The organism is Bacillus sp. XB1 (assembly GCF_053557995.1).
The window spans coordinates 87,230-110,182 of the sequence record NZ_JBNRIL010000006.1 but is presented as its reverse complement, the minus strand read 5'-3'; the positions used below and the strand labels follow the sequence as shown (position 1 = coordinate 110,182).

Annotated in this window: 19 protein-coding genes; 8 read left to right on the top strand and 11 right to left on the bottom strand. The window is 35.4% G+C overall.

Going from position 1 to position 22,953, the window contains the following annotated elements; all coding sequences use genetic code 11:
• The first annotated feature begins 171 nt into the window (after positions 1-171).
• Entirely contained in the window at positions 172-1,569 is a 1,398-nt protein-coding gene (locus ACK1U5_RS25700; protein ID WP_000448444.1) for an amino acid permease, read from the top strand.
• 31 nt (positions 1,570-1,600) lie between these two features.
• On the opposite strand, the gene ACK1U5_RS25695 is transcribed toward ACK1U5_RS25700, so the two are convergent.
• Together ACK1U5_RS25695 and ACK1U5_RS25690 are read right to left on the bottom strand one after the other, a co-directional pair.
• Complete coding sequence (locus tag ACK1U5_RS25695; protein ID WP_000893350.1) at positions 1,601-3,304, bottom strand: putative bifunctional diguanylate cyclase/phosphodiesterase; 1,704 nt, start codon at positions 3,302-3,304, stop codon at positions 1,601-1,603.
• Between the two features lie 480 nt (positions 3,305-3,784).
• Positions 3,785-4,123: a hypothetical protein gene (locus ACK1U5_RS25690; RefSeq protein WP_001106403.1), complete on the bottom strand. Its 339-nt coding sequence runs from the start codon at positions 4,121-4,123 to the stop codon at positions 3,785-3,787.
• Between the two features lie 214 nt (positions 4,124-4,337).
• Between ACK1U5_RS25690 and ACK1U5_RS25685 the strand changes: the two genes are divergently transcribed.
• The 3 genes from ACK1U5_RS25685 to ACK1U5_RS25675 all read left to right on the top strand — a co-directional run bounded on the left by ACK1U5_RS25685 (position 4,338) and on the right by ACK1U5_RS25675 (position 8,775).
• Entirely contained in the window at positions 4,338-5,867 is a 1,530-nt protein-coding gene (locus ACK1U5_RS25685; RefSeq protein ID WP_000743031.1) for a cardiolipin synthase, read from the top strand.
• A gap of 127 nt (positions 5,868-5,994) precedes the next feature.
• Positions 5,995-6,888, top strand: a complete 894-nt coding sequence (locus tag ACK1U5_RS25680) for an ATP-binding protein (RefSeq protein ID WP_000892973.1) — start codon at positions 5,995-5,997, stop codon at positions 6,886-6,888.
• Between the two features lie 3 nt (positions 6,889-6,891).
• A complete protein-coding gene (locus tag ACK1U5_RS25675) occupies positions 6,892-8,775 on the top strand; it encodes a vWA domain-containing protein (RefSeq protein ID WP_001248851.1) in 1,884 nt (627 codons plus the stop codon).
• A 37-nt stretch (positions 8,776-8,812) separates the two neighbouring features.
• On the opposite strand, the gene ACK1U5_RS25670 is transcribed toward ACK1U5_RS25675, so the two are convergent.
• From ACK1U5_RS25670 to ACK1U5_RS25660, 3 genes are read right to left on the bottom strand one after another with little or no spacing between them, the layout of a single operon-like run.
• A complete protein-coding gene (locus tag ACK1U5_RS25670; RefSeq protein WP_001189940.1) occupies positions 8,813-9,235 on the bottom strand; it encodes an NUDIX hydrolase in 423 nt (140 codons plus the stop codon).
• Between the two features lie 59 nt (positions 9,236-9,294).
• Positions 9,295-10,260, bottom strand: coding sequence for an L-threonine 3-dehydrogenase (locus ACK1U5_RS25665; protein ID WP_000723129.1), 966 nt, complete (start codon positions 10,258-10,260; stop codon positions 9,295-9,297).
• A 44-nt stretch (positions 10,261-10,304) separates the two neighbouring features.
• Complete coding sequence (locus ACK1U5_RS25660; RefSeq protein WP_000095905.1) at positions 10,305-11,495, bottom strand: glycine C-acetyltransferase; 1,191 nt, start codon at positions 11,493-11,495, stop codon at positions 10,305-10,307.
• 213 nt (positions 11,496-11,708) lie between these two features.
• On the opposite strand from ACK1U5_RS25660, the gene ACK1U5_RS25655 reads away from it, so the two are divergent.
• Entirely contained in the window at positions 11,709-12,440 is a 732-nt protein-coding gene (locus ACK1U5_RS25655; protein WP_113710809.1) for a class I SAM-dependent DNA methyltransferase, read from the top strand.
• Between the two features lie 27 nt (positions 12,441-12,467).
• Here ACK1U5_RS25655 and ACK1U5_RS25650 read toward each other — a convergent pair whose 3' ends face one another.
• Genes ACK1U5_RS25650 through ACK1U5_RS25640 form a run of 3 tightly spaced genes read right to left on the bottom strand, consistent with a single transcriptional unit; the run spans position 12,468 to position 15,361 of the window.
• Positions 12,468-13,289: an ABC transporter ATP-binding protein gene (locus ACK1U5_RS25650; protein WP_069605034.1), complete on the bottom strand. Its 822-nt coding sequence runs from the start codon at positions 13,287-13,289 to the stop codon at positions 12,468-12,470.
• 12 nt (positions 13,290-13,301) lie between these two features.
• Positions 13,302-14,360 (bottom strand): FecCD family ABC transporter permease, encoded by a 1,059-nt coding sequence (locus tag ACK1U5_RS25645; protein ID WP_000760054.1) that lies wholly within the window; start codon positions 14,358-14,360, stop codon positions 13,302-13,304.
• Positions 14,357-15,361: a FecCD family ABC transporter permease gene (locus tag ACK1U5_RS25640; RefSeq protein ID WP_000925232.1), complete on the bottom strand. Its 1,005-nt coding sequence runs from the start codon at positions 15,359-15,361 to the stop codon at positions 14,357-14,359. Before ACK1U5_RS25640 ends, ACK1U5_RS25645 begins: the two co-directional genes overlap by 4 nt.
• 172 nt (positions 15,362-15,533) lie before the next feature.
• On the opposite strand from ACK1U5_RS25640, the gene ACK1U5_RS25635 reads away from it, so the two are divergent.
• Both ACK1U5_RS25635 and ACK1U5_RS25630 read left to right on the top strand, forming a co-directional pair.
• Positions 15,534-16,502 (top strand): ABC transporter substrate-binding protein, encoded by a 969-nt coding sequence (locus ACK1U5_RS25635; RefSeq protein WP_069605033.1) that lies wholly within the window; start codon positions 15,534-15,536, stop codon positions 16,500-16,502.
• Between the two features lie 380 nt (positions 16,503-16,882).
• A complete protein-coding gene (locus ACK1U5_RS25630) occupies positions 16,883-18,232 on the top strand; it encodes a peptide MFS transporter (protein ID WP_044584126.1) in 1,350 nt (449 codons plus the stop codon).
• A gap of 37 nt (positions 18,233-18,269) precedes the next feature.
• Here the strand turns inward: ACK1U5_RS25630 and ACK1U5_RS25625 are convergent, their stop codons facing one another.
• Together ACK1U5_RS25625 and ACK1U5_RS25620 are read right to left on the bottom strand one after the other, a co-directional pair.
• Positions 18,270-18,449 (bottom strand): acid-soluble spore protein H, encoded by a 180-nt coding sequence (locus ACK1U5_RS25625; RefSeq protein WP_000382679.1) that lies wholly within the window; start codon positions 18,447-18,449, stop codon positions 18,270-18,272.
• A 191-nt stretch (positions 18,450-18,640) separates the two neighbouring features.
• Positions 18,641-18,928, bottom strand: a complete 288-nt coding sequence (locus ACK1U5_RS25620) for an ArsR/SmtB family transcription factor (protein ID WP_000081428.1) — start codon at positions 18,926-18,928, stop codon at positions 18,641-18,643.
• A gap of 817 nt (positions 18,929-19,745) precedes the next feature.
• Here ACK1U5_RS25620 and ACK1U5_RS25615 point away from each other — a divergent pair.
• Complete coding sequence (locus ACK1U5_RS25615; protein ID WP_030023043.1) at positions 19,746-21,365, top strand: L-lactate permease; 1,620 nt, start codon at positions 19,746-19,748, stop codon at positions 21,363-21,365.
• A gap of 39 nt (positions 21,366-21,404) precedes the next feature.
• Here the strand turns inward: ACK1U5_RS25615 and aspA are convergent, their stop codons facing one another.
• Positions 21,405-22,838 (bottom strand): aspartate ammonia-lyase, encoded by a 1,434-nt coding sequence (gene aspA / locus ACK1U5_RS25610; RefSeq protein WP_069605032.1) that lies wholly within the window; start codon positions 22,836-22,838, stop codon positions 21,405-21,407.
• Positions 22,839-22,953: the final 115 nt, after the last annotated feature.

Here is a 22,953-nt window from a genome sequence, read left to right as displayed (position 1 = left end):
GAAACCTAGCGGAAAAATTACGCGTAGGTACAAGGGTTATTCCCGTTGTACCTACGCTTTGGCAAAAGAGCCATGTAGGTATTTTTTTATCTACATGGCTCTTTTTTTATTGTCAAAAAGCTAGTAAAAAATGATGTTTAAGCAAAACTTACTACAAAGGAGTTAACAAAAATGGAAACGAAAAAATGGGGATTATGGGTTTTAACAGCATTTGTTATCGGGAATATGGTTGGCGGTGGCGTATTTATGCTTCCAGCAAATTTAGCACAAGTATCAGGTCCAATGGGTTCTACACTCGCATGGAGTATTACAGGCCTTGGCGTATTTATGATTGCACTTGTATTTGGAAATTTAGCGATTCGTAAACCAGAATTAAAAGCTGGACCACAAAGCTATGCTCAAGCGATGTTTCCTTCAAAAAAAGCTGGTAAAGTTGCAGGATATAGTATGGCATGGGGATATTGGGCTGCTAACTGGGCTGCAACAGCATCTGTTATTATTTCCTTTGCTGGATATTTATCAACATTCTTTCCAGTTTTACAAAGTAAGCAAATTCTTTTTTCAATAAACGGATTTTCACTAGAACTCGGAAAAGGGTTAACTTTCCTTGTATGTAGCCTTATGCTATGGGGAATTCAATATATTCTTTCTCAAAATATTGATCGAGCTGGAAATATGAATCTACTTGCTACTATTGCAAAAATTATCGGATTTACAATGTTTATTGTAATTACATTATTCATTTTCAATGCTTCTAATTTCGGAGACGGTCAAACCTTTATGAATGAAGCAGGACAATCTATCTCGTTAGGTGGCCAAATCAATTCAGCTGCTATTGCAACACTCTGGGCATTTATCGGTATTGAATCAGCAGTTATGCTTTCTAATCGTGCAAAATCACAGCGCGATGTAAAAAAAGCTACGATTTTCGGATTAATTATCGCTCTTCTTATTTACATGTCAATTACTTTACTTACAATGGGAGCTCTTCCGCAAGATGCTTTAAAAGAGTCTCAAAAACCATTAGTAGACGCATTAAATTTAGCAATTGGAAATAAAGGTGCATATATAATGGCTTTACTCGCTCTTATATCTTTATTTGGATCTACAGTTGGCTGGATTGTTGTTAGTTCAGAAGTACCTTACCAGGCAGCAAAAAATGGACTTTTCCCTAAGTTTTTCGGGAAAACAAATAAAAAAGGTAGTCCTTCAAAATCACTATTGATTACAAATATAATGACGCAAATTTTCTTATTTTCAACGATTTCTGGTACTGTTTCAGAAGCGTATAGTTTCGCTATCGTCGTAGCAACATTAGCCTATTTAATTCCATACCTTGTTTCTACCTTGTACCAATTAAAATTAGTTATTACAGGAGAAACGTATGATATACTGCCCGGATCTCGAGTAAAAGATGGAATCATTACGACATTAGCGTTGGTATACTCTATTTGGGTTATCAAAACGGGAACTGCTGATTTAAAAACATTCTTCTTAGGAATTGGATTGTTCGTATTAGGTCTTATTCTTTATCCAGTACTAATGAAAGACTCACAAAAAACGGATTAAATAAAGAGAAGCTGCTGGCTTCTCTTTTTTATTAAAAATCTGTAATTAACTTTTCTTTTAGCTCTCCTACAGATAAAGGTTTCGCATAATAAAATCCCTGTACATAATCACAGCTCATTGATTGTAACAAACTCTCTTGCTCTACTGTTTCTACTCCTTCAGCAACTACTGCTAAATTTAAACTATGAGCAATTTCAATAACGGATTTTACAATCGTTCGTTCTGGTTGTGCGTGATCATAATGAAATTCACGAATAAAATTACGATCAATTTTTACAATATCCAGTGGTAGTTGTTTTAAATAATATAAGGAAGAATAGCCAGTTCCGAAATCATCCAAAGCAATTAAAACACCCATATTTCTTAATTCTTGTAATGTAGCAATAATATAATCAAAATGGCGGACTGCTATGCTTTCCGTTATTTCTAATATTAAACGGTTCGGAGGAAAACCAGTTCTCTTTAAAATGCTACGTACAGAGAAAATAAAACGTTTCTGCATTAATTGTTGTATAGATAAATTCACTGATAACTTTAGTCCTTCTTGATAATTGGGCAATGTTTTAAACAATCGGCACGATTTTTCTAATACCCAGTCTCCTAGCTTTATAATAAGTCCAGACTCTTCAGCTACCGGGATAAATTCGTTTGGTGAAATAGGTCCGTCTTCTGTCATACAGCGTACTAGAGCTTCTATACCAGAATATCTCTTCGTTTTCAAATCAATAATAGGCTGCAATACTACATCTAACTCTTCATCACGAATTGCCTTTTGCAAAGCAAACTCAACTTTCATTCTACGATTTATTTTCGCGCGTAGCTCATCTGTAAAGAAACATGCAGCATTTCTCCCCTGTTCTTTTGCACTATACATAGCTAAGTCGGAGTTTTTCAATAATGTTTCCACGTCTTGTCCGTCTTGTGGATAAGAACAAAGTCCTAGACTAGCTGAAATATATACTTCATGGCCTTCAAGAATAAATGGTGCCTGGAAACATGACAACACAGATGTCGCTAACTGCCTCATATCATCTTGTCTATGATTTTTTGTTAACAGCACAAATTCGTCGCCACCTAGCCTAGCCAGAACATCTTTCTCTCCTAGTACATAATGCAACCTTGAAGCGACTTCGCTTAAAAGTAAGTCCCCTATCATATGACCTAACGTATCATTTACTAATTTAAAACGGTCCAAATCAAAGTAAATCATACCAAATTCTTTTTTATCTGCAATCAATTTATTAACGGTCGTTATTAATTGCAAACGGTTCGGCAAACTCGTTAAAGCATCATGATAGGCAAGTTCCCTATAACGACTTTCACTTAGCCGCAACCTCTGTTCCGCTTCTTTTCTACTACTAATATCATTTCGTATTGCGATAAACTGGTAAGGCTCTCCTTTTTCATTTAAAAATGGAACAATTGTTGTTTTGACCCAATAATATGTACCATCTTTTGCTCGATTCCGAATCTCACCTGTCCATACTTTCCCATTCAAAATACGTTTCCATAAGTTTTGAAAAAAGGTTTTCGGATGATGACCTGAATTTAAAATACGGTGATCTTTTCCAATTAATTCTTCTCTTTTGTATTTAGAGATTTCACAAAATTTATCATTTACATATGTAATAAGACCTTTTCGATCTGTAATTGCAACAATTGAAGACTCATCTAATGCTAACTTTAAATCTCGCAACGAAGAGTCATATAATGCATGACCTCTCTGTTCTAGCATGCGCATCTCTCCTTGCTTCTATCTGACTAAAACACAACCTGTTTCTCTTCATAGAAATAGAGATATTTCATTTTCTAATACTAGCCCTTTACATAAATTATCTTTTTAAATAAACCGATTAAAATAACATAATATTATTTGTAATAAAAAGCAATATTATACCGTTTCAATTATAACTGGTAGCTTCCCATATCTCTAATTACTTCGCGCCTTATTATACCGCAATCCTTTTAAGTAGCTCTATGCAAGCCTTGTTTCCAACTAATACCACTCATATCTGATCTCTTTGTTTTTAATAACGAAATAGAAATTAGATCATACTACATAACTATTCACAAATAATAATATGAAAATCTACATTAATGTGCATGTTTTTGAATTACAATAACAAAATATTAACATATTTCCACCTTAACTTTGGAATTATTTTATAAATAAATACTGTATTAAACTAAAAAAGAGGATAGCCTCTTTTTTAGTTTAATACGAATATGGTATTTGCTGATAACCTGGGTATGGCATTGGATACGTTACAGGGTATGGTGATGGATAAGCTACTGGATATGGAGCCGGATAATATCCTCCACTTGTTGCACCTGTTAATGCACCAGCTGTCAGTCCGCCTAACACTCCTCCTGCAAAGCTTCCAGGGAAAAATCCGCCTCCCCATGAACTACCACCACCCCAGCCCCATCCGCCTCCGTGATGATGATGGTGATCATAGTGATTGTGTCCTCCATGGTGATGATGTCCACCATGATTGTGTCCTCCATGATGATGATTTCGATAGTACAATCCATTATTTTCTATATAATTCATGTTTCTCCGCTCCTTTTCGATTTTTTCATTTTCATATGCGTTAAGAGTGGGATAAAAAATGGGATAGTACACTGTATGTAGGACAAATGCGGAAAGTATAGGTGATATGTCTATATTTTGTAAAAAAAGCAAAACACCTTATAATAAAGATGTCATATTACATCTTCTATTTAAGAAGTCTATATTGAAAAAAGATTAGGGGAATTATATAGAAATGAAGAAGCCTATCGTTCAATTACTATTAATATTTACAATTGTATCTATCGTTCTGTTCCTATTAAATACATCGTATATTTCGTTATATACATTTGTCGGTGCTCTATGGTCCATCACAATTGTCGGAATTTCATTCGTTATTTTTATAGAAAATAGATCTCCACAAAGTACGTTAGCATGGTTTTTAGTATTAGCACTTCTTCCTATTATAGGTGTGCTTTTATACGCTATTTTCGGACGCAGCCGCTGGAGAAGAAAAAAACATCTCCATCGTTCAGAAGAACAAAGAAAATTATTCCGTGAAATATTAGAAGGAAGAAGACTAGAGTTATTACTCACAGTCCCACTAAATGAACGTTCCATACATTTAACAGAAGTCATACAAAAATTTGGAGGTGGTCCTGCCGCAGATAAAACAACTACAAAACTTTTAACAAACGGAGATCAAACATTTTCAGAAATTTTGCGAGCTATAGAGCAGGCAAAGCATCATATACATATTCAATACTACATTTATAAATCTGATGAAATTGGTACAAAAGTTCGAGATGCTTTAATACAAAAAGCAAAAGATGGTGTTATTGTACGCTTCCTTTATGATGGCCTTGGAAGTAATACGTTACGACGACGATTTTTGCAACCTATGAAAGAAGCTGGGATTGAAATTGTAGAATTTGACCCTATTTTTTCAGCTTGGTTACTTGAAACTGTCAATTATCGTAACCATCGAAAAATTGTTATTGTAGATGGAAAAATTGGTTTTACCGGAGGACTCAATGTCGGTGATGAATATCTTGGCCGTTCCAAGAAATTTCCTGTTTGGCGTGATAGTCATTTAAAAATAGAAGGAAAAGCATTATATAAATTACAAGCAATCTTTCTAGAAGACTGGCTCTATGCCTCTAGTGGTTTAAATACTTATTCCTGGGATCAATTCATGAATAGACAATACTTCCCAGGTAAAGAGATTTCAAATGCAGAAGGTGCTGTTCAAATCGTAGCAAGCGGACCAAGCTCCGATGATAAAAGTATTCGTAATACATTATTAGCTGTTATGGGCTCTGCAAAAAAATCCATTTGGATCGCTACACCCTACTTTATTCCAGATCAAGAAACTTTAACATTATTACGCTTAAGTGCAATTGCCGGAATAGATGTACGGATTTTATATCCAGGTAAAAGTGATAGCATCATTAGTGATCAAGCATCTCAATCCTATTTCACTCCGCTTTTAAAAGCTGGTGCTTCTATTTACAGTTATAAAGATGGTTTTATGCATGCAAAAATTGTACTCGTTGATGATACAATTGCAACTATTGGAACAGCGAACATGGATGTACGTAGCTTTGAATTGAATTACGAAATTATTAGCGTGCTTTATGAATCAAAAACAGTTCACGACATTAAACGTGATTTTGAAGAAGATTTTAAACATTCAACTGAAATTAAATGGAACTCTTTCCAAAAAAGAAGTATAAAAAAACGCATATTGGAGTCTTTCATGAGGCTCATTTCTCCTTTACTGTAGGCAATCAACTTCATCTTGATTGCTTTTTCTTTTCCCTTTATCCTCCTTCCTTTTCTTTGCATACCATATTAAAACAAGTTATCATAAGATGTATTACTTTATGAAAATAATGTTAGGTGGGAAATACATGTTAGAACAATTTCATATACATGCTGATTTAAAACAACAGCTTTCTACGATTCATGAAAAGAATAAACAAGAAGCTGGTGAAAATGCACATTTAATCGGAACGAAAATATATAAAGCGTCTGATAATAGCATTATTGAAGATGCGATTACAGCACTTCTTCTTGGCAAGAATATTCTATTAAAAGGACCGACTGGTAGTGGTAAAACAGTACTAGCGGAAACTCTTTCTTCTTTATTCCAAAAACCAATGCATAGCATTAACTGCTCTGTCGACTTAGATGTAGAGGGTATTTTAGGATACAACACACTACAAACGAAAGATGGTGCATCTGAAGTTTCATTCGTTAACGGTCCTCTTATGAAAGCAATGAAGAACGGTCACTTCCTATATATTGACGAAATCAATATGGCAAAACCTGAAACGTTACCACTTCTTCACGGCGCATTAGATTACCGTAAAATGATTACAAACCCATTTACACAAGAAGTTGTATACGGTGATGACGAATACCGTGTAATTGCTGCGATTAACGAAGGTTACGTTGGAACAAGTGAACTAAATGAAGCGTTAAAAAACCGTTTCGTTATTATTGAAGTTCCTTACATTCAAGGTGATACATTAAAAGAACTATTATTAGCAGAATCAAAATTAAATGATGTTGCAACAATTGAAAAGTTTGTTGCATTTGCAAGCGACCTTATGCCTTTAGCTCGCGATGGACGTGTAAGTGAAGAAGCAGCAAGTATTCGTGGTATTATCGACGCATGTGATTTAGGTGTATATATTCCTGTTATGCGAGCGATTGAACGAAGCATAATTGCAAAACTTAATGATGAAACAGAACAAATGACTGTCCGTGAATTAGCAGAAAGTTATTTCTTTGAGGGATAATTTATGAGACAAATTTTTAGTGACAAAAAAATTGATGCGTCGCTGTTTCTACAAATGGAAAACTTAATGTATGCCCTTCTAAAAGAAGACGATGCCTATCTTGAATATGGCTATAAAGCATACTACGACGAAATTGAAAAGAAAGTTGTCATTAGTCACTTTTGGGATGATCGAAAAGAAGAAGATACAGTAATCGGATTAAAAAGCGAAGTGTTCTTAAAAGCACTTGGTAATAAACATTACTCGGACATGACTTTAATTCGTTCTTATGCGATTGAATTGCAAGAATCGCCCCTAAAAAAGTTTTTAACACAATTATTTGTTCTATTAGAAGATTTACGCGTTGAGGAAATCGTAAAGAACTTACGTCCTGGCACGAAGCATGTTTTTAAACGTCGAAAAGAAATGTACCGCAATTATTTCGGCTCTCAAAATGAAATAAACCGTGTTCGTAATTATCACGGTGATCGTCTATTTTGCCTATGCTATCTTTCATTAACTAGCGATAAATACGAAATGTTTAATAATGAATATTTTGAGCAAATTGAAGCGATTTTACATGAAACATTCCAAGCACGTAATACAGAAGATATTATGTATATCGTTGAGAAAATTCGCTATCGCTTAGAGGCGCTTCTTGAAAGCGATATGCTTAACAACTATTTCGGACATGCTCCACTTTACTTATCTGTCCTTGCAGACGAAAAGAACTGTCGCGTCGAAGATTTAGCAAATGATGATACGCAGCTTATAGATGACGATGAAAATAAAAACAAAATGGATGAAAGTTTCTCCACATGGCATCGTGAAAATAAAAATAACGAAAACGAGAACTTTTTACGCTTTGAATTAGAAAGCGGAACAAAAACTAATATGATGGGTGATACTGCCCGTGAATCAGAAGATGGCGACCAAGCACTTGGTTCTGTACAAGGTACCTCACAAAAAAGTACACAATCCAACTTTGATGGCGCTGATACAGAAGAAGCAAGGGCTTCACACGCTTCTAGCCAGCACGACGGTGCATACGGTAAGTATAATGTAGGTGCTTCTCATACATTTAAAGAAGCTCGCAAACCAAACTCAGATGAGAAAAAAGATTACCAAGCTATCAAATCAGTCGTCAATAAAGATGTAAAAGAATTAAAGAAAATTATCGAAAAAACAATTGAAAATAAAACGAATGCGAATAGTGATAAATATTACGGAAGACTTCGTAAGAAATTCCTTCGTATTTATACCGAAAAACAACCGCGTATGTTTTATAAAAAAGGACAAGAGTCACAAGAACTCGATGTTGCATTCCAACTATTAGTTGACTGTTCTGGTTCTATGTATAACAAAATGGAAGAAACGAAGAAGAGTGTTGTACTATTCCATGAAGCTTTAAAGTCTTTAAAAATCCCGCACGCTATTAGCGGATTTTGGGAAGATGCCTCTAGCGCTAAACCTGAAGATAAGCCGAACGTTATCCATGAAGTTGTAAATTATAAAAACTCAACGTTGCCAAACGTTGGTCCAGAAATTATGCAACTTCGTGAAGAAGAAGATAACCGCGACGGATATATTATTCGTATCGTTTCTGAAAAACTTGCCAAAAGACCTGAGAAACATAAATTCTTACTAGTCTTCACAGACGGTGAGCCTTCTGCGCTAGACTATCAACAAGACGGAATTTTAGATACGCATGAAGCTGTTAAACTCGCGCGTAAAAGTGGTATGGAAGTAATCGGTATCTTCATCGAAGAAGGCGAAGCGAAAGAAGCAACTTATCAATTGATGAAAAACATTTATAACCATCACTTCTTAGTTGCAAATCATGCTGAAGATTTACGATTGAAGATTAAACCATTGCTGAAAAAACTATTACTGAAGACGATTGAATAGAAAATAGGAGCCTTGTGGCTCCTGTTTTTTCGTTCAATTACTTTGTTTCTGGTTGAAACTTGTATGGAATGGCTACTTCTAATAAAGATTCAAATCCTCCGTCATAGTATGGGAAACGCTCATTCGCAATTGTTCGATCTACCCACTCTATTGCAGAAATTTCACCTTCATCTTCCGCAATAAGTTCCCCTTTTACTACATTCGCTCGGAATGTAAAAAATAGTGCATGATTCCCTGATTCTTCAAAGAATTTTTCATTGATCGCAACAAGCCCCCCAGCCAAGGCGGTTAAACCTGTCTCTTCTTTCACTTCTCTTATTAGTGCTTCCTCTAATATTTCACCTTTTTCCACAGCCCCACCTGGCAATGACCAAACGTTTTGTTCTACATTATGTACCATTAATATTTTATCTGTTTCTTCGTCATGTATTAGTGCGTATACGACATCAACTCTTTGCATAAGACTTCTCTCCTCCCAAAAATAATGAAGAGCCGATTCCTAAGAATCGACTCTTCCTATTAATTCATCACTAACTCAGCTGTGAGCTTTTTTTTTAACTTAGCCAGCATGTCAGTTGTCATTTTGTCTAAATCGTATTCTGCTTTAAAGCCCCACTCTTTCATTGCTGCAGTTGCGTCAATAGAGTTTGGCCAGCTATCAGCGATTGTTTGACGAGCTGAATCTACTGCATAATCCATTGTAAACGTCGGAATGTGTTTACGAATTGACGCTGCAATTTGCTCTGGCTCGAAGCTCATTGCTGTAATGTTAAATGCATTTCTATGCACTAGCTTACTTGGATCAGCTTCCATTAATGAAATGATCGCTTGTAAAGCATCAGGCATATACATCATGTCCATGTACGTTCCTTCAGCAATGTATGAGGTGTATGCACCTTTTTTAATCGCCTCATAATAAATTTCAACTGCATAATCAGTCGTTCCGCCTCCTGGAGGAGCTACGTAAGAAATTAAACCTGGGAAACGGACACCGCGCGTATCTACGCCAAATTTTTGATGATAATAATCACATAGTAATTCTCCTGCCACTTTGTTTACCCCATACATCGTAGTAGGACGCTGAATTGTATCTTGCGGTGTATTATCTTTTGGCGTCGATGGACCGAATGCACCGATAGAACTTGGCGTGAAGAACTTACAGTTTAATTCACGAGCTGCTTCTAATGCATTTACAAGTCCGCCCATATTTAAGTTCCATGCGAATAACGGATTTTTTTCTGCTGTTGCTGAAAGTAAAGCTGCTAAATGAATAATTGTATCTACTTCATTACGCTTTGCGATATCATGTAGTTTTTGTCCATCTGTTACATCTAACGTTTCAAATGGACCAGACGTTACTACTTCACTATCTGTTTCACGAATATCTGTTGCAATAACATTTGATGCGCCGTATACATCACGAAGTTTCATTACTAGTTCAGAACCAATTTGCCCTAAAGAACCGGTTACTAGAATTTTTTTCATTTTCCCCACTCCTCATTTGCAAGCTATTCAAAAGATGTCGTTACTTAAATGATGCCCATTTCTTTTCCTACTTTTTCATACTTAAGAATTGCTTCATCTAACATTTCTTTCGTATGAGCTGCTGTAGGCATATTACGAACGCGCCCTGTTCCTTTTGCTACAGTTGGGAACACGATAGATTTTGCGTATACACCTTCTTCATTTAGACGTTTACTAAATTCTTGTGTTAATACTTCGTCCCCAATGATACAAGGTGTAATTGGCGTTTCACTTTCCCCAATGTTAAAGCCAAGTTCTTTTAATCCTTGTTTTAAGTAGCGACCATTTTCCCATAAGCGATCGTGTAACTCTGTGCTTTCCATTAAGATTTCAATTGATCTCATGCAAGCTGCTGCATCAGCTGGTGTTAATGCTGTAGAGAATAAGAATGGACGTGAACGAACTTTTAACCAGTCAATTAAATTTTGTTTCCCTGCTACATATCCACCAATTACCCCAATTGCTTTTGATAATGTACCAATTTGGAAATCAACTTTATCAGAAAGACCGAAGTGCTTTACAGTTCCTGCACCTTTTCCAAGTACACCTGAACCGTGTGCATCATCTACGTATGTCATTAAATCTAACTCTTCTGCAATCTCAACAATTTCTGGTAGTTTTGCAACATCTCCATCCATTGAAAAGACACCGTCTGTAATTACCATTAATTTATTGTAAAGACCTGATTCTTTCGCCGCAATTGCTTTTTGGCGTAAATCTTCCATATCCGAATGTTTATAAACAATAATTTTTGCTTTTGATAGACGACTACCATCAATAATAGAAGCATGGTTTAATTCGTCTGAAAGAATTGCATCATTTTTATCCATAACGGCTGAAATCGCTGCCATATTACAGTTAAATCCTGATTGATAAGCAATTGCTGCTTCTGTATGTTTAAACTTTGCAATTGTTTCTTCTAACTTAATATGCAAATCTAAAGTACCGTTAATTGTACGAACAGCCCCTGCTCCAACACCGTACTTATGAATAGCACCAATTGCTGCTTCTTGCAAACGACTATCTGTTGCTAATCCAAGATAGTTGTTTGAAGATAAGTTAATATATTCTTTTCCGCCAATTGTAATGATCGGTCCATTTGAACTCTCAAGCGGATCAATTACGTTATAAAGCCCCTTTGATTTTAAATCCTCTAAATTTTCTTCTAAAAATTTCGCAAGTGTTTTACTAGACATCGTGAAGCCTCCCATCGTTCATGTAAGCGGATTATTGTCTTAATAGTTCTAATAATCCCTCTACTAGCTTAACACGTTTTCAGAATTTATTATAGAAAAATAGTTTAAAGTAACCGCTTACAATTTTAGATTATATATGATTCATTACAATAAATCTATTATTTACTTTTCATATTTGATAGAATTAAAAAAATATTTCGGGAGGTTTCAAACATGGCATTTACAGAATCTGATGTATACAATAACACAGCATTTTTCGAACAATATATGAAACGAAGATACCGAGAAAATAGCCCAAATGAATCCATTGAAAAACCAATATTCTTTCAGCTCATTGGTCATGTACGAGGAAAACAAATTCTCGATTTAGGCTGTGGTGATGCTAAGTTTGGCGCGGAATTATTAGAAAAGGGATGCTACTCTTACACCGGCATTGAAGGCTCCGAACTTATGTATGAAAAAGCTAAAAAACAAATAGAAAATAAAAATGGAACTGTTCATTTTTTAAACCTCAAAGATTATACCTACCCCTCTTCCACTTTTGATTTAGTAACATCTAGACTCGCCTTACATTATATTGAACATCTTGATACCATTTTTCAAAATGTGTTTCAAACTTTAAAAACAAATGGCACCTTTACCTTTAGCGTTCAACATCCCGTTATTACTTCTTCGTTTGAAAGCTTACAAACAAGTGGTAAAAGAACGAGTTGGCTCGTCGATGATTACTTTAAACTAGGCAAACGGGTTGAACCATGGATTGACCAAGAAGTTATTAAATATCATCGTACAACGGAAGATTATTTTACATTATTACAGCAAGCCGGATTTACCATTACATCATTAAAAGAAGCTACACCAAATCCAACCTATTTTCAAGATGAAGAAGAGTATAAACGTCGCTTACGTATTCCTCTCTTCCTCTTATTTTCTTGTACCAAATAAAAAAACGATGAATCACTCATCGTTTTTTTATCTCATTGCCTGAGCAACTTCTTTAACTACACGTCTTCCTCTTCCGTGAGGTATACAAAGCGGTGTTCCAAATAACGGATCCGTACTAATTTGACACTCCATTCGGAATACATCACGTACTAGTTTCTCATCTACCACTTCTTCAGGTTTACCTTGTGCATATATTTTTTTATCTTGAATGGCTACAATGTTATCTGCATAGCGACATGCTAAATTTAAATCGTGTAATACCATAACAATTGTTCTTTGTTCTGTTTCATTTAATTCGAATAATAAATCTAGCACTTCAATTTGGTGAGTCATATCTAAATATGTAGTAGGCTCATCCAGTAAAATAATATCTGTATCTTGTGCAAGCGTCATTGCAATCCAAGCACGTTGTCGTTGTCCACCTGAAAGAGCATGCACATCACGCTCAGCAAATTCTGTCATACCTGTTGCTGCAAGTGCCTTCTGTACCATTTCCTCATCTTTTTCTGACCACTGTTTCAGCCATGTTTGATATGGATAGCGTCCTTGTTTTACAAGTTGCAATACTGTAAGCCCTTCAGGTGCTTGCGGTCCTTGCGGTAAAATTGCCATTTGACGAGCAATTTGCTTCGTTTGCATACTTTGAATAGCTTGATTATCTAACAAAATGTCACCAGTTGTTGGCTTTAATAATCTAGCTAGTGAACGTAATAAAGTTGATTTCCCGCAACCGTTGGAACCGATAAAGATTGTAATTTCACCTTTTGGAATTTCTAAATTCAACTCATCGATAATAATTGTTTCACCATAAGACAGCGTCAAACGTTTCGTCTCCAATGCTTTTTGCATATTCATCTCCCTTTATGAATTCCGACTTTTATAAAGTAAATAAATAAAATAAGGTGCACCAATTGCTGATGTAAATACCCCTGCTGGAATTTCAAGTGGTGTGAAAACTGTACGCCCAATTAAATCTGCAGCAAGTACTAGAATTGCACCAACAATAGCTGCAACTGGGAGTAATGCACCGTATAAAGAACCAACTAGCCTTCGTGAAATATGAGGTGCCATTAAACCGACAAATCCAATTCCTCCGGCGAAGGCAACTGCTCCCCCAATTAAAGCCGTACTAAGTAATAACATGAATACGCGTGACTTCGTTAAAGGAACACCAAGTCCTACCGCAATATCATCCCCTAGCTCTTGCGCATTTAAATGTCTAGCAGCTATAAATGATATTACCGTTAAAATGAGAACCCACGGTGCAAGCACCATAACGTTTTGCCATGAAGAACCATAAACAGTACCTGTAATCCATACATTCGCTTGACTCGCTTGATAAATTGGTGCTAACAACATAAACAAAGTCGTTGCCGCTTTCGTTAATGCCCAAAACCCCACACCAATTAAAACAAGACTAATCGGCGATAACCCGTCATTTCTCCATGCAAATAAATATACAAAAAGCGCCACAATCGTTGCCCCAACAAAGGCTGCTAACGGCATATAATGAATACTTACAGTTAGCGCATTATTTTTATCACTAAATATAGCTAAAAACAATACAACTGCAACACTTGCCCCGCCCGTAATCCCGATGATATCCGGAGAAGCAAGTGGATTTCGAACGAGACCTTGTAAAATACATCCTGCTACAGCAAGCGCAATTCCTACGAGGATGGCAATTAAAATACGTGGCATACGAAACTTATTCACAACCATATTTGACATCGCATCGCCATTTCCAGTAATTGCTTGCCATACGTCATAAGGAGCAATTTTCATGTCTCCCATACCTGCACTCGCAAAGAATAATCCTATTAAAACAACTAGTAAACTTAACAAGACGAGACAAGCTCGTTTATACATTAAAAACGAGAGCTCACCTTTTCCTATACGAAACGGAATATACTTCTTCATTTGCTAAGCCCTCTCTTACGTGCAATATAAATAAAGAATGGAGCTCCAATAAATGCTGTCATAACTCCTACTGGTACTTCTTGTGGCATAATGACATATCTTGCTGCTATATCAGCCAATATTAGTAGTATTGCACCTAACAATCCGCTATAAGGCACTCTCCATCTGTGGTCAACTCCAACAAGAAATCTAGCAAAATGCGGAGTAATAATTCCAATAAATCCAATTGGGCCAGCAACCGCAACCGAACCACCAGACAACAGTACAATAATAAGTAACACGAATGATTTCATTAAAATTGTTCGTTGTCCAAGTCCTTTCGCGACGTCTTCTCCCATCATCAATGTATTTACTTTCCCTGCCATCATAAGAGATGCAATCCATCCTATTAATAAATATGGGAATACAGATTGTAAAATTTCTAACTTTCTCCCTTGCACAGATCCAGCAAGCCAAAATAATACCTCTTCAAGTGCTTTTTCATTTAACACAAGTAATCCTTGTGTTAATGATGAAAATAACGCACTAATTGCGACCCCTGCTAACGTTAACTTAAGAGGAGTAGTTCCTTCTTTTCCTAAAGAACTAGAAGCAAATACAAGTACAGCTGCAACCGCCGCTCCTAAAAAGGCAATCCATGTGAAAGCTGATAATGATGTTACTGAAAAGATTACAATTGCTACAACTATGAAGAACGCAGCACCTGAATTTAATCCAATAAAATCTGGAGAAGCAAGTGGATTCTTAGTTAACGTTTGCATAAGACAACCAGCAATGGCTAAACTAGCACCAACACTAGCTGCAATTAACGCCCTAGGCAGACGTACATTTTGAATAATAATATGTTCATTGGAACCGTTAAAATGGAAAAAAGCATCCAATGCTAGTTTCCAACTCGTATTTGTATACCCGAAAATAATACTTCCCCAAATACAAATAACGACTGCAATGATTCCAACAAATAATCCAATCCATTTTGCTCGATTTGTTTTTAATAACATGCAGCGTTTCCCCTTCAATGTATAATGATACGTTGTTAGTGTATTTCAACTTAATTCTCATTGTCAACGGAAATGAGAATTATTTTCACCCATATGTATTGACAATCAAAAGATAAAGGCTTAATATCATGCTTGCTATTGAAAAATATTCTCAACATGTAGGGGGTACATAATGAATTTCATGCGGAAGAAATCGTTTACAGTATTTGTATTTTTACTAGCATTTTCAATACTTTTAAGCGCTTGTGGAAAATCAAATAACAAAGAAGAATCTACAAAAGAAGATAATAAAAAAGAAGTGGTTACTGTAGAACATGCAATGGGTAAAACAGAAGTTCCTGCTAATCCAAAACGTGTAGTTATCTTAACAAATGAAGGAACTGAAGCTTTACTTGAATTAGGTGTGAAACCAGTTGGTGCTGTAAAGTCTTGGACTGGTGACCCATGGTATCCACATATTAAGGATAAAATGAAAGATGTAAAAGTTGTTGGTGATGAAGGACAAGTTAACGTTGAAACAATTGCTTCTTTAAAACCAGACTTAATTATCGGTAATAAAATGCGCCACGAAAAAGTGTACGAACAACTAAAAGCAATTGCACCTACTGTGTTCTCAGAAACATTACGTGGTGAATGGAAAGATAACTTCAAATTTTATGCAAAAGCATTAAATAAAGAAAAAGAAGGTCAAAAAGTTGTAGCTGATTACGAATCACGTATAAAAGATTTAAAAGGCAAACTTGGCGATAAAGTAAACCAAGAAATCTCTATGGTTCGTTTCATGCCTGGTGATGTTCGTATTTATCATGGCGATACATTCTCTGGTGTTATTTTAAAAGAACTTGGATTTAAACGTCCTGGAGATCAAAATAAAGATGATTTTGCAGAGCGTAACGTATCTAAAGAGCGTATTTCTGCTATGGATGGTGACGTATTATTCTACTTCACATTCGATAAAGGAAATGAGAAAAAAGGATCTGAACTAGAAAAAGAGTATATAAACGATCCTCTATTTAAAAATTTAAATGCAGTAAAAAATGGTAAAGCATACAAAGTTGATGACGTTATTTGGAATACAGCTGGTGGCGTAATGGCCGCTAACCTACTATTAGATGACATCGAAAAACGCTTTGTTAAATAATATTTCCTTAACCAGCTCCCTTCTGTGGAGCTGGTTATTTTTCAATTCACTTAAATGTCACATTATTTCGTTTTGTATTTTTATTCCCAATATGTTATATTGAGAAAGTAAATAGAATATATTTTCTTTATATCAGAATAAATGTTTTAATCTAAATTTTCTGATTAATCACTATTTTATTTTCTTTTAGAATTCAATTATTACATTTGAAAACGCTTATCATCTCGTTTTCAGGGCAAAATACAGTAACGGTCGAAGAAAAATAGAACTTTTTTAGAAATTTTCTTTCTATTTCCATATAATTCTATTGACTTCTAAATATTTTGTAAATTAAAATGATTACATAAATATCCGTTATACAGGATTAGGGGGAAACAAAAATGGATGCAGCTTTAAAATTAGACAAAGCTGGAGAGCAACAATCACCAAAAAAACATCCACCAGGGTTATACTTGTTGTTCTTTACAGAAGCATGGGAAAGATTTAGTTATTACGGAATGCGTGGCTTATTAGTTCTTTATTTAACAACGAGCTTAGTAAGCGGCGGTTTAGGATTTGATAAAGCAGTTGCAGTTCAAATTTACGGTATTTTCACAATGTTAGTATACTTCACACCTATTATTGGTGGTTGGTTAACTGACCATTTCATTACGAAGCGACATGCCATTACTATTGGTGGTATCATCATGGCAATTGGTAACTTTGTATTATTCTCAATGAACACAAAAACTGGACTTTTCTTAGGATTAGGATTATTAGTTATTGGTAACGGATTCTTCAAACCAAACATTTCGACTTTATTAGGTCAATTATATAGCGACAACGATTCTCGTCGTGATAGTGCCTTCACTATCTTCTACATGGGGATTAACTTAGGAGCTCTTATCGCTCCATTCATTTGCGGTTACTTCGCAGATTATAGATACGGTTTCTTAACAGCTTGTATCGGTATGATTATTGGGCAGCTTGCCTTTAATTTCTTAGCACCTCGTTACTTAGGGTCTATCGGAACAACTGTTGTAGGTAAACAATCTAAAGAAAAAAATGCAAAAGCAATTGAGAAAAAACCTTTAACAACACAAGAGAAAAAACGTACTGCTGCAATTTTAATTTTAACTTGTTTCGTAGTATTCTTCTGGGCAGGATTTGAGCAAGCTGGTAGTTCTTTAACACTTTACACAGATAAGTTCGTAGATCGTACAATTGGTGGATTTACAATTCCAACACCTTGGTTCCAATCTGTAAACCCACTATTCATTATCTTACTAGCATTACCTGTTTCTGCGTTATGGATTAAGCTTTCAAAAACAAAAAATGGCGATTTGAAAATCCCAACAAAAATGGCATTAGGCATGATTTTACTAGGGATTGGATATTTAGTTCTAACTTTAGCTGTTTTAAAAACTGGTAGCGATGAAGGTAACATTACAATGAAAGCAAACTTACTATTCATTGTATTCACTTACATGTTCCACACAATCGGTGAGTTATTCTTATCACCAATCGGATTATCTATGGTAAGTGCAATTGCTCCTGTTAAATTAGCATCATTATTAATGGGTGTATGGTTAGCTGGTACTGGCTTCGCAAACTTATTAGCAGGACAATTAGCCGCTTTCACTCAATCTTTAGGATATTTAGAAGTATTCGCAAGCATCGGTATTATCGTAATTGTACTGGGATTAGTACTTCTTATGTTCTCTAAGAAAATTGCACATATGATGGAATAACAAAAAGACGCTTCTAAAATTAGAAGCGTCTTTTTTATTACTTCTCCTCTAAAGCTGTCACGTCCACATGAACGCTCTCACCAGGATTAGATACATCATACACTTGAGCACTCCCCTTCTGCTCATCACAGCTCTCAATCCATACTGGTACGCCCTCATATGTAACGTCAATTCTACTTGAAGAAGATAAGATTTGTTTCACACGTTTCACATCCATACTACTATCCCTCCTTTTGCTTACTACACTCCTTTTTATTTTTTCTTTTCCTTTTAGAATATATTCCGTCAGGCAGCATGTTGATTGATAGTCATTTCTTCCTAACATGCTAATATTTACTCTCTCGCTACCTTTCTGACAAATAAAAAAAGACGTATATTCTACACGTCTTTTTCCATAATATTCAAATTTTAAGAAAATAATGTTTTTACTACCGCACTTACTTTATCATTATGGATTTGATAATACACTTCTAATCCTCGTCTTTCAAAGCGTACTACTTTATTTTGCTTTAACTTCGTTAAATGTTGTGAAACAGTTGATTGTGGAATTTCTAATACTTCCTGTAGCTGTGTTACATTACATGTTCCTCTTTGCATAAGTTCCATTACTAGACGTAGACGAAGTGGGTGAGCTAACGCTCTTAACATTTGTACATCTTCTTCTGAAATACGACATTCGAATTGATTTTGGCTCATAAAGTTCCCCTCATTTTCGTTTTTATTTGCGTTTTTATGTTCTTTTTATTTATTTATATATCTGTTCTTATATTTCCTGTTACGACATAACTTTATCAACCTATAAAGCCGAAAATTTTTTCCATCTTTATCAGCAAAAATTCAGGAAAAAATCCTTGCTGATTTTGAATATTATACTATATGATATAACGAAAAAGCAAAATAATGGCCTACGAATACTTTGCTTGCAAACGTTGTTTTATCAGGCTTTTTGTTATATTTTCACCTCATTGAAATGCACAGTAACGGTATTGTAAAATACCGTCTATAATTGATAACCTATCGTAATGTAGTTGAACTATAATTAACCTCTTTGTTACGCTAAAAGGAATTTTCAGTAAAAAGAGATGATGTGATATTAAAAATTTGTTTCTTATTTTTTATTCGTATTGCAAGCGGTTGGATTGTTGTGCAAAACTTCCTATTAAATCCACTCACCGTTCCCCCCACTAGATCAAACAGGACAGATAATTGCATATATCAAACTTTATACTTAATATAAAAGACTTCATCTAATATACACCTATAAAGAACATGCCATCTGAATAAGCAAAATAATATGCACATAGTTTATACAGCGCACTTAAATTCATTTGAGTGTGTTTTTTGTCTACTTTATGAACAAAGCTTTTCTTTTAACACTATTATGGAATAATTATACTTTTTTACGTTGACAATAGTGTTGAAGGAGAATATACTAAGCATGTAAGTTGATTGTGAATTGTTTCACAAATAATGTGAATTTCTTCACATATAATAGATAGGAGTTGTCATTATTATGAGTACTTGGACACAAATTTATGACCCGTTAAACAATATTTGGTTATCTGCACTAATCGCAGCACTTCCAATCTTTTGTTTCATCATTTGTTTAATGGGATTCAAAATGAAAAGTTACATGGCTGGTCTTTATAGTGTGATTGTCGCTATTATCCTTGCAATATTTGTTTATAAAATGCCAGCAACAGTAGCTGTAGCATCTGCCGGATTCGGTGTTTTATCTGGATTTTATCCAATTTGTACTATCGTTATCGCCGCAATTTTCCTTTACAAATTAACTGTTAAAACAGAGCAATTCAATATTATTCGCGATAGTATTTCAAGCATTACAAATGATCAACGTTTACAAGTATTATTAATCGCTTATTCTTTCGGTGCTTTCTTAGAAGGCGCAGCTGGTCTAGGGGTTCCAGTTGCTATTACAGCTGCACTACTTGTAGGTATGGGCTTTAATCCATTAAAAGCAGCAGGTATTTGTTTAGTAGCTAATATTGCTGGTGGTGCTATGGGTGCTATGGGTATTCCAGTTACAGTACCAGCACAATTAACTCAACTTGACGCATTAACTATTGGTCGTCAAACTGTTCTTATTTTACCTTTCATTAGTGTTATCTTACCTTTCTTACTTGTTTCAATGGTCGATGGAATTAAAGGTATTAAAGAAACTTGGCAAGGTATTCTTGTAAGTGGTGTTTCTTTCGCTATTACTCAATTCGCTGTAACTTACTTCTTAGGCGCAGAACTTACTAATATTTTTGCAGCCGTTGTAAGTATGATTGCTCTTGCATTATTCTTACGTGTTTGGCAACCAAAATCTTCTACTAAAGAAGAAAAACAAGAAACTAAAGTATCACATACATTCAATCAAATTTTATATGCTTGGTCTCCATTCGTATTCTTAACTGCATTTGTAACAATCTTTAACTTAAAACCGATTAAAGCTTTATTTGCTCCAGATGGTGCGTTAGCAAACTTAGTATTTAACATTCAGTTCCCTGGTCTTCATAATGCTGTTATGAAAACTACACCAATTACAAAAGCTGATACACCTTTCGCAGCTGTTTTCAAATTTGATGTATTCTCTTCTACAACTACTGCGATTGTACTAGCAATTATCGTTTCACTTATCGTTTACCGCGTAAAAGGTAAAATGGTTAAAGAATTAATGATTGAAACAATGAAAGAATTAAAAGCCCCAGTATATACAATTTGTAGCGTTATCGCATTAGCTTACGTAGAGAACTACTCTGGTATGTCATCTACACTTGGACTTGCATTCTCTTCTACTGGTAATGCATTCCCAATTCTTTCTCCAATCTTAGGATGGATTGGCGTATTCATTACAGGTTCAGTAGTTTCAAGTGGTTCTTTATTCGCACCACTTCAAGCAGTAACAGCAGACCAGTTAAACATCGTCCCTTCTACACTCGTTGCCTTAAACGTAGTAGGTGGTACAATGGCAAAAATGGTTTCACCACAATCTGTAGCAGTTGCTTGTGCCGCAGTTGGACTAGTTGGTAAAGAATCTGCTCTATTTAAAACAGCAATGAAATACAGTTTAATCTTCTTAGCTGTTATTAGCTTACTTCAATTAAACGCTGTATTTAATATCTTTTAAAAATAAAACACCGATCCAAATGGATCGGTGTTTTTCACATTACATTTTTTTATTTTTTAATAAAGAAGCTCCAGCAATTTCAGGGTGAGTCATTTCGAATGGATCTAAAATAATATCCAATTCCTCTTCTGTCAGTACACCATGCTCTAAACATAACTCCCTAACAGATTTTCCTGTTTCAATCGCTTCACGTGCAATACGAGATGCTGCTTCATAACCAATATGAGGATTAACTGCTGTAATAATTCCAACACTTTTCTCAACATATTGCTTCAGCAATTCTTCATTTGCTGTAATTCCTTCAATACAATATTCACGGAATACACGGAATCCATTATTCATAATACTTATAGATTGAATTAAATTAAATACAAGCACAGGCTCCATTACGTTTAACTCTAATTGTCCTGCTTCTGATGCTAAGCAAATTGTATGATCGTTTCCGATTACTTGGAATGCGACTTGGTTAATCACTTCTGCCATAACTGGATTTACTTTACCTGGCATAATCGATGAACCCGGCTGACGTGCTGGCAATTGAATTTCAGCCAACCCAACACGTGGCCCAGACGCCATAATACGAAGATCGTTTGCAATTTTAGACATGTTCATCATACATACTTTAAGTGCTGCAGATACTTCTGTGTATGCATCTGTATTTTGCGTTGCATCAACTAAATGCTCTGCACCAACAAGTGGGAACCCACTAAACGTTCTTAAATGTTTTACCACCTGTTCAATATACGTAGGATTTGCATTTAATCCTGTACCAACAGCTGTCGCCCCCATATTCACTTCATATAAATGTTGACGAGACTGTTTAATTCTTTTTATATCACGCGCAAGCACTCGGCTATACGCTTCAAATTCTTGTCCAAGGCGAATTGGAACTGCATCTTGTAAATGTGTGCGTCCCATTTTAATAACGTGATCAAACTCTTTTGCTTTTTTACGAAAAGCAGAATGAAGTTCTTCCATTGTAATAAGAAGCTTTTCTAACATCATAAGAGTTGCAATATGAATTCCTGTCGGAAACGCATCGTTCGTTGATTGGGCCATGTTCACATGAGTGTTTGGGCTAATTTTCGCATACGCCCCTTTTTCATATCCCATACGTTCTAACGCTCTATTCGCAATTACTTCATTTGTATTCATATTAATAGAAGTTCCGGCTCCGCCTTGAATAGGGTCTACGATAAATTGATCCTGAAACTTTCCATCAACAATTTCTTGCGCTGCTTCTGCAATTTCATGTCCAATGTCTTTAGCTAAGTAACCAGTATCTATATTCGCAAGCGCCGCCGCTTTTTTCACAATTGCCATTGCTGTAATGAGTGATGGATGAATGCGATATCCTGTAATTGGGAAGTTTTCTACGGCACGTAATGTTTGTACACCATAATAAGCTGCACTTGGTACTTCTTTTTCACCTAAAAAATCTTTTTCTATACGTATATCCTTCGTTGCTATCATTTTTATCACCTATACTTTTTCATTCTAAATCCTTATCCAAAAAATCCGCCCTCGAAAAACACGAGTATCATTCAGAAGAATTTTTCAGTATCCACCTTCACTATATAGTACCTTT

Coding starts and splice junctions, on each gene's coding strand:
- ACK1U5_RS25700 (WP_000448444.1), top strand. CDS start 172: ATGGAAACGAAAAAATGGGGATTATGGGTTTTAACAGCATTTGTTATC.
- ACK1U5_RS25695 (WP_000893350.1), bottom strand. CDS start 3,304: ATGCTAGAACAGAGAGGTCATGCATTATATGACTCTTCGTTGCGAGAT.
- ACK1U5_RS25690 (WP_001106403.1), bottom strand. CDS start 4,123: ATGAATTATATAGAAAATAATGGATTGTACTATCGAAATCATCATCAT.
- ACK1U5_RS25685 (WP_000743031.1), top strand. CDS start 4,338: ATGAAGAAGCCTATCGTTCAATTACTATTAATATTTACAATTGTATCT.
- ACK1U5_RS25680 (WP_000892973.1), top strand. CDS start 5,995: ATGTTAGAACAATTTCATATACATGCTGATTTAAAACAACAGCTTTCT.
- ACK1U5_RS25675 (WP_001248851.1), top strand. CDS start 6,892: ATGAGACAAATTTTTAGTGACAAAAAAATTGATGCGTCGCTGTTTCTA.
- ACK1U5_RS25670 (WP_001189940.1), bottom strand. CDS start 9,235: ATGCAAAGAGTTGATGTCGTATACGCACTAATACATGACGAAGAAACA.
- ACK1U5_RS25665 (WP_000723129.1), bottom strand. CDS start 10,260: ATGAAAAAAATTCTAGTAACCGGTTCTTTAGGGCAAATTGGTTCTGAA.
- ACK1U5_RS25660 (WP_000095905.1), bottom strand. CDS start 11,495: ATGTCTAGTAAAACACTTGCGAAATTTTTAGAAGAAAATTTAGAGGAT.
- ACK1U5_RS25655 (WP_113710809.1), top strand. CDS start 11,709: ATGGCATTTACAGAATCTGATGTATACAATAACACAGCATTTTTCGAA.
- ACK1U5_RS25650 (WP_069605034.1), bottom strand. CDS start 13,289: ATGCAAAAAGCATTGGAGACGAAACGTTTGACGCTGTCTTATGGTGAA.
- ACK1U5_RS25645 (WP_000760054.1), bottom strand. CDS start 14,360: ATGAAGAAGTATATTCCGTTTCGTATAGGAAAAGGTGAGCTCTCGTTT.
- ACK1U5_RS25640 (WP_000925232.1), bottom strand. CDS start 15,361: ATGTTATTAAAAACAAATCGAGCAAAATGGATTGGATTATTTGTTGGA.
- ACK1U5_RS25635 (WP_069605033.1), top strand. CDS start 15,534: ATGAATTTCATGCGGAAGAAATCGTTTACAGTATTTGTATTTTTACTA.
- ACK1U5_RS25630 (WP_044584126.1), top strand. CDS start 16,883: ATGGATGCAGCTTTAAAATTAGACAAAGCTGGAGAGCAACAATCACCA.
- ACK1U5_RS25625 (WP_000382679.1), bottom strand. CDS start 18,449: ATGGATGTGAAACGTGTGAAACAAATCTTATCTTCTTCAAGTAGAATT.
- ACK1U5_RS25620 (WP_000081428.1), bottom strand. CDS start 18,928: ATGAGCCAAAATCAATTCGAATGTCGTATTTCAGAAGAAGATGTACAA.
- ACK1U5_RS25615 (WP_030023043.1), top strand. CDS start 19,746: ATGAGTACTTGGACACAAATTTATGACCCGTTAAACAATATTTGGTTA.
- aspA (WP_069605032.1), bottom strand. CDS start 22,838: ATGATAGCAACGAAGGATATACGTATAGAAAAAGATTTTTTAGGTGAA.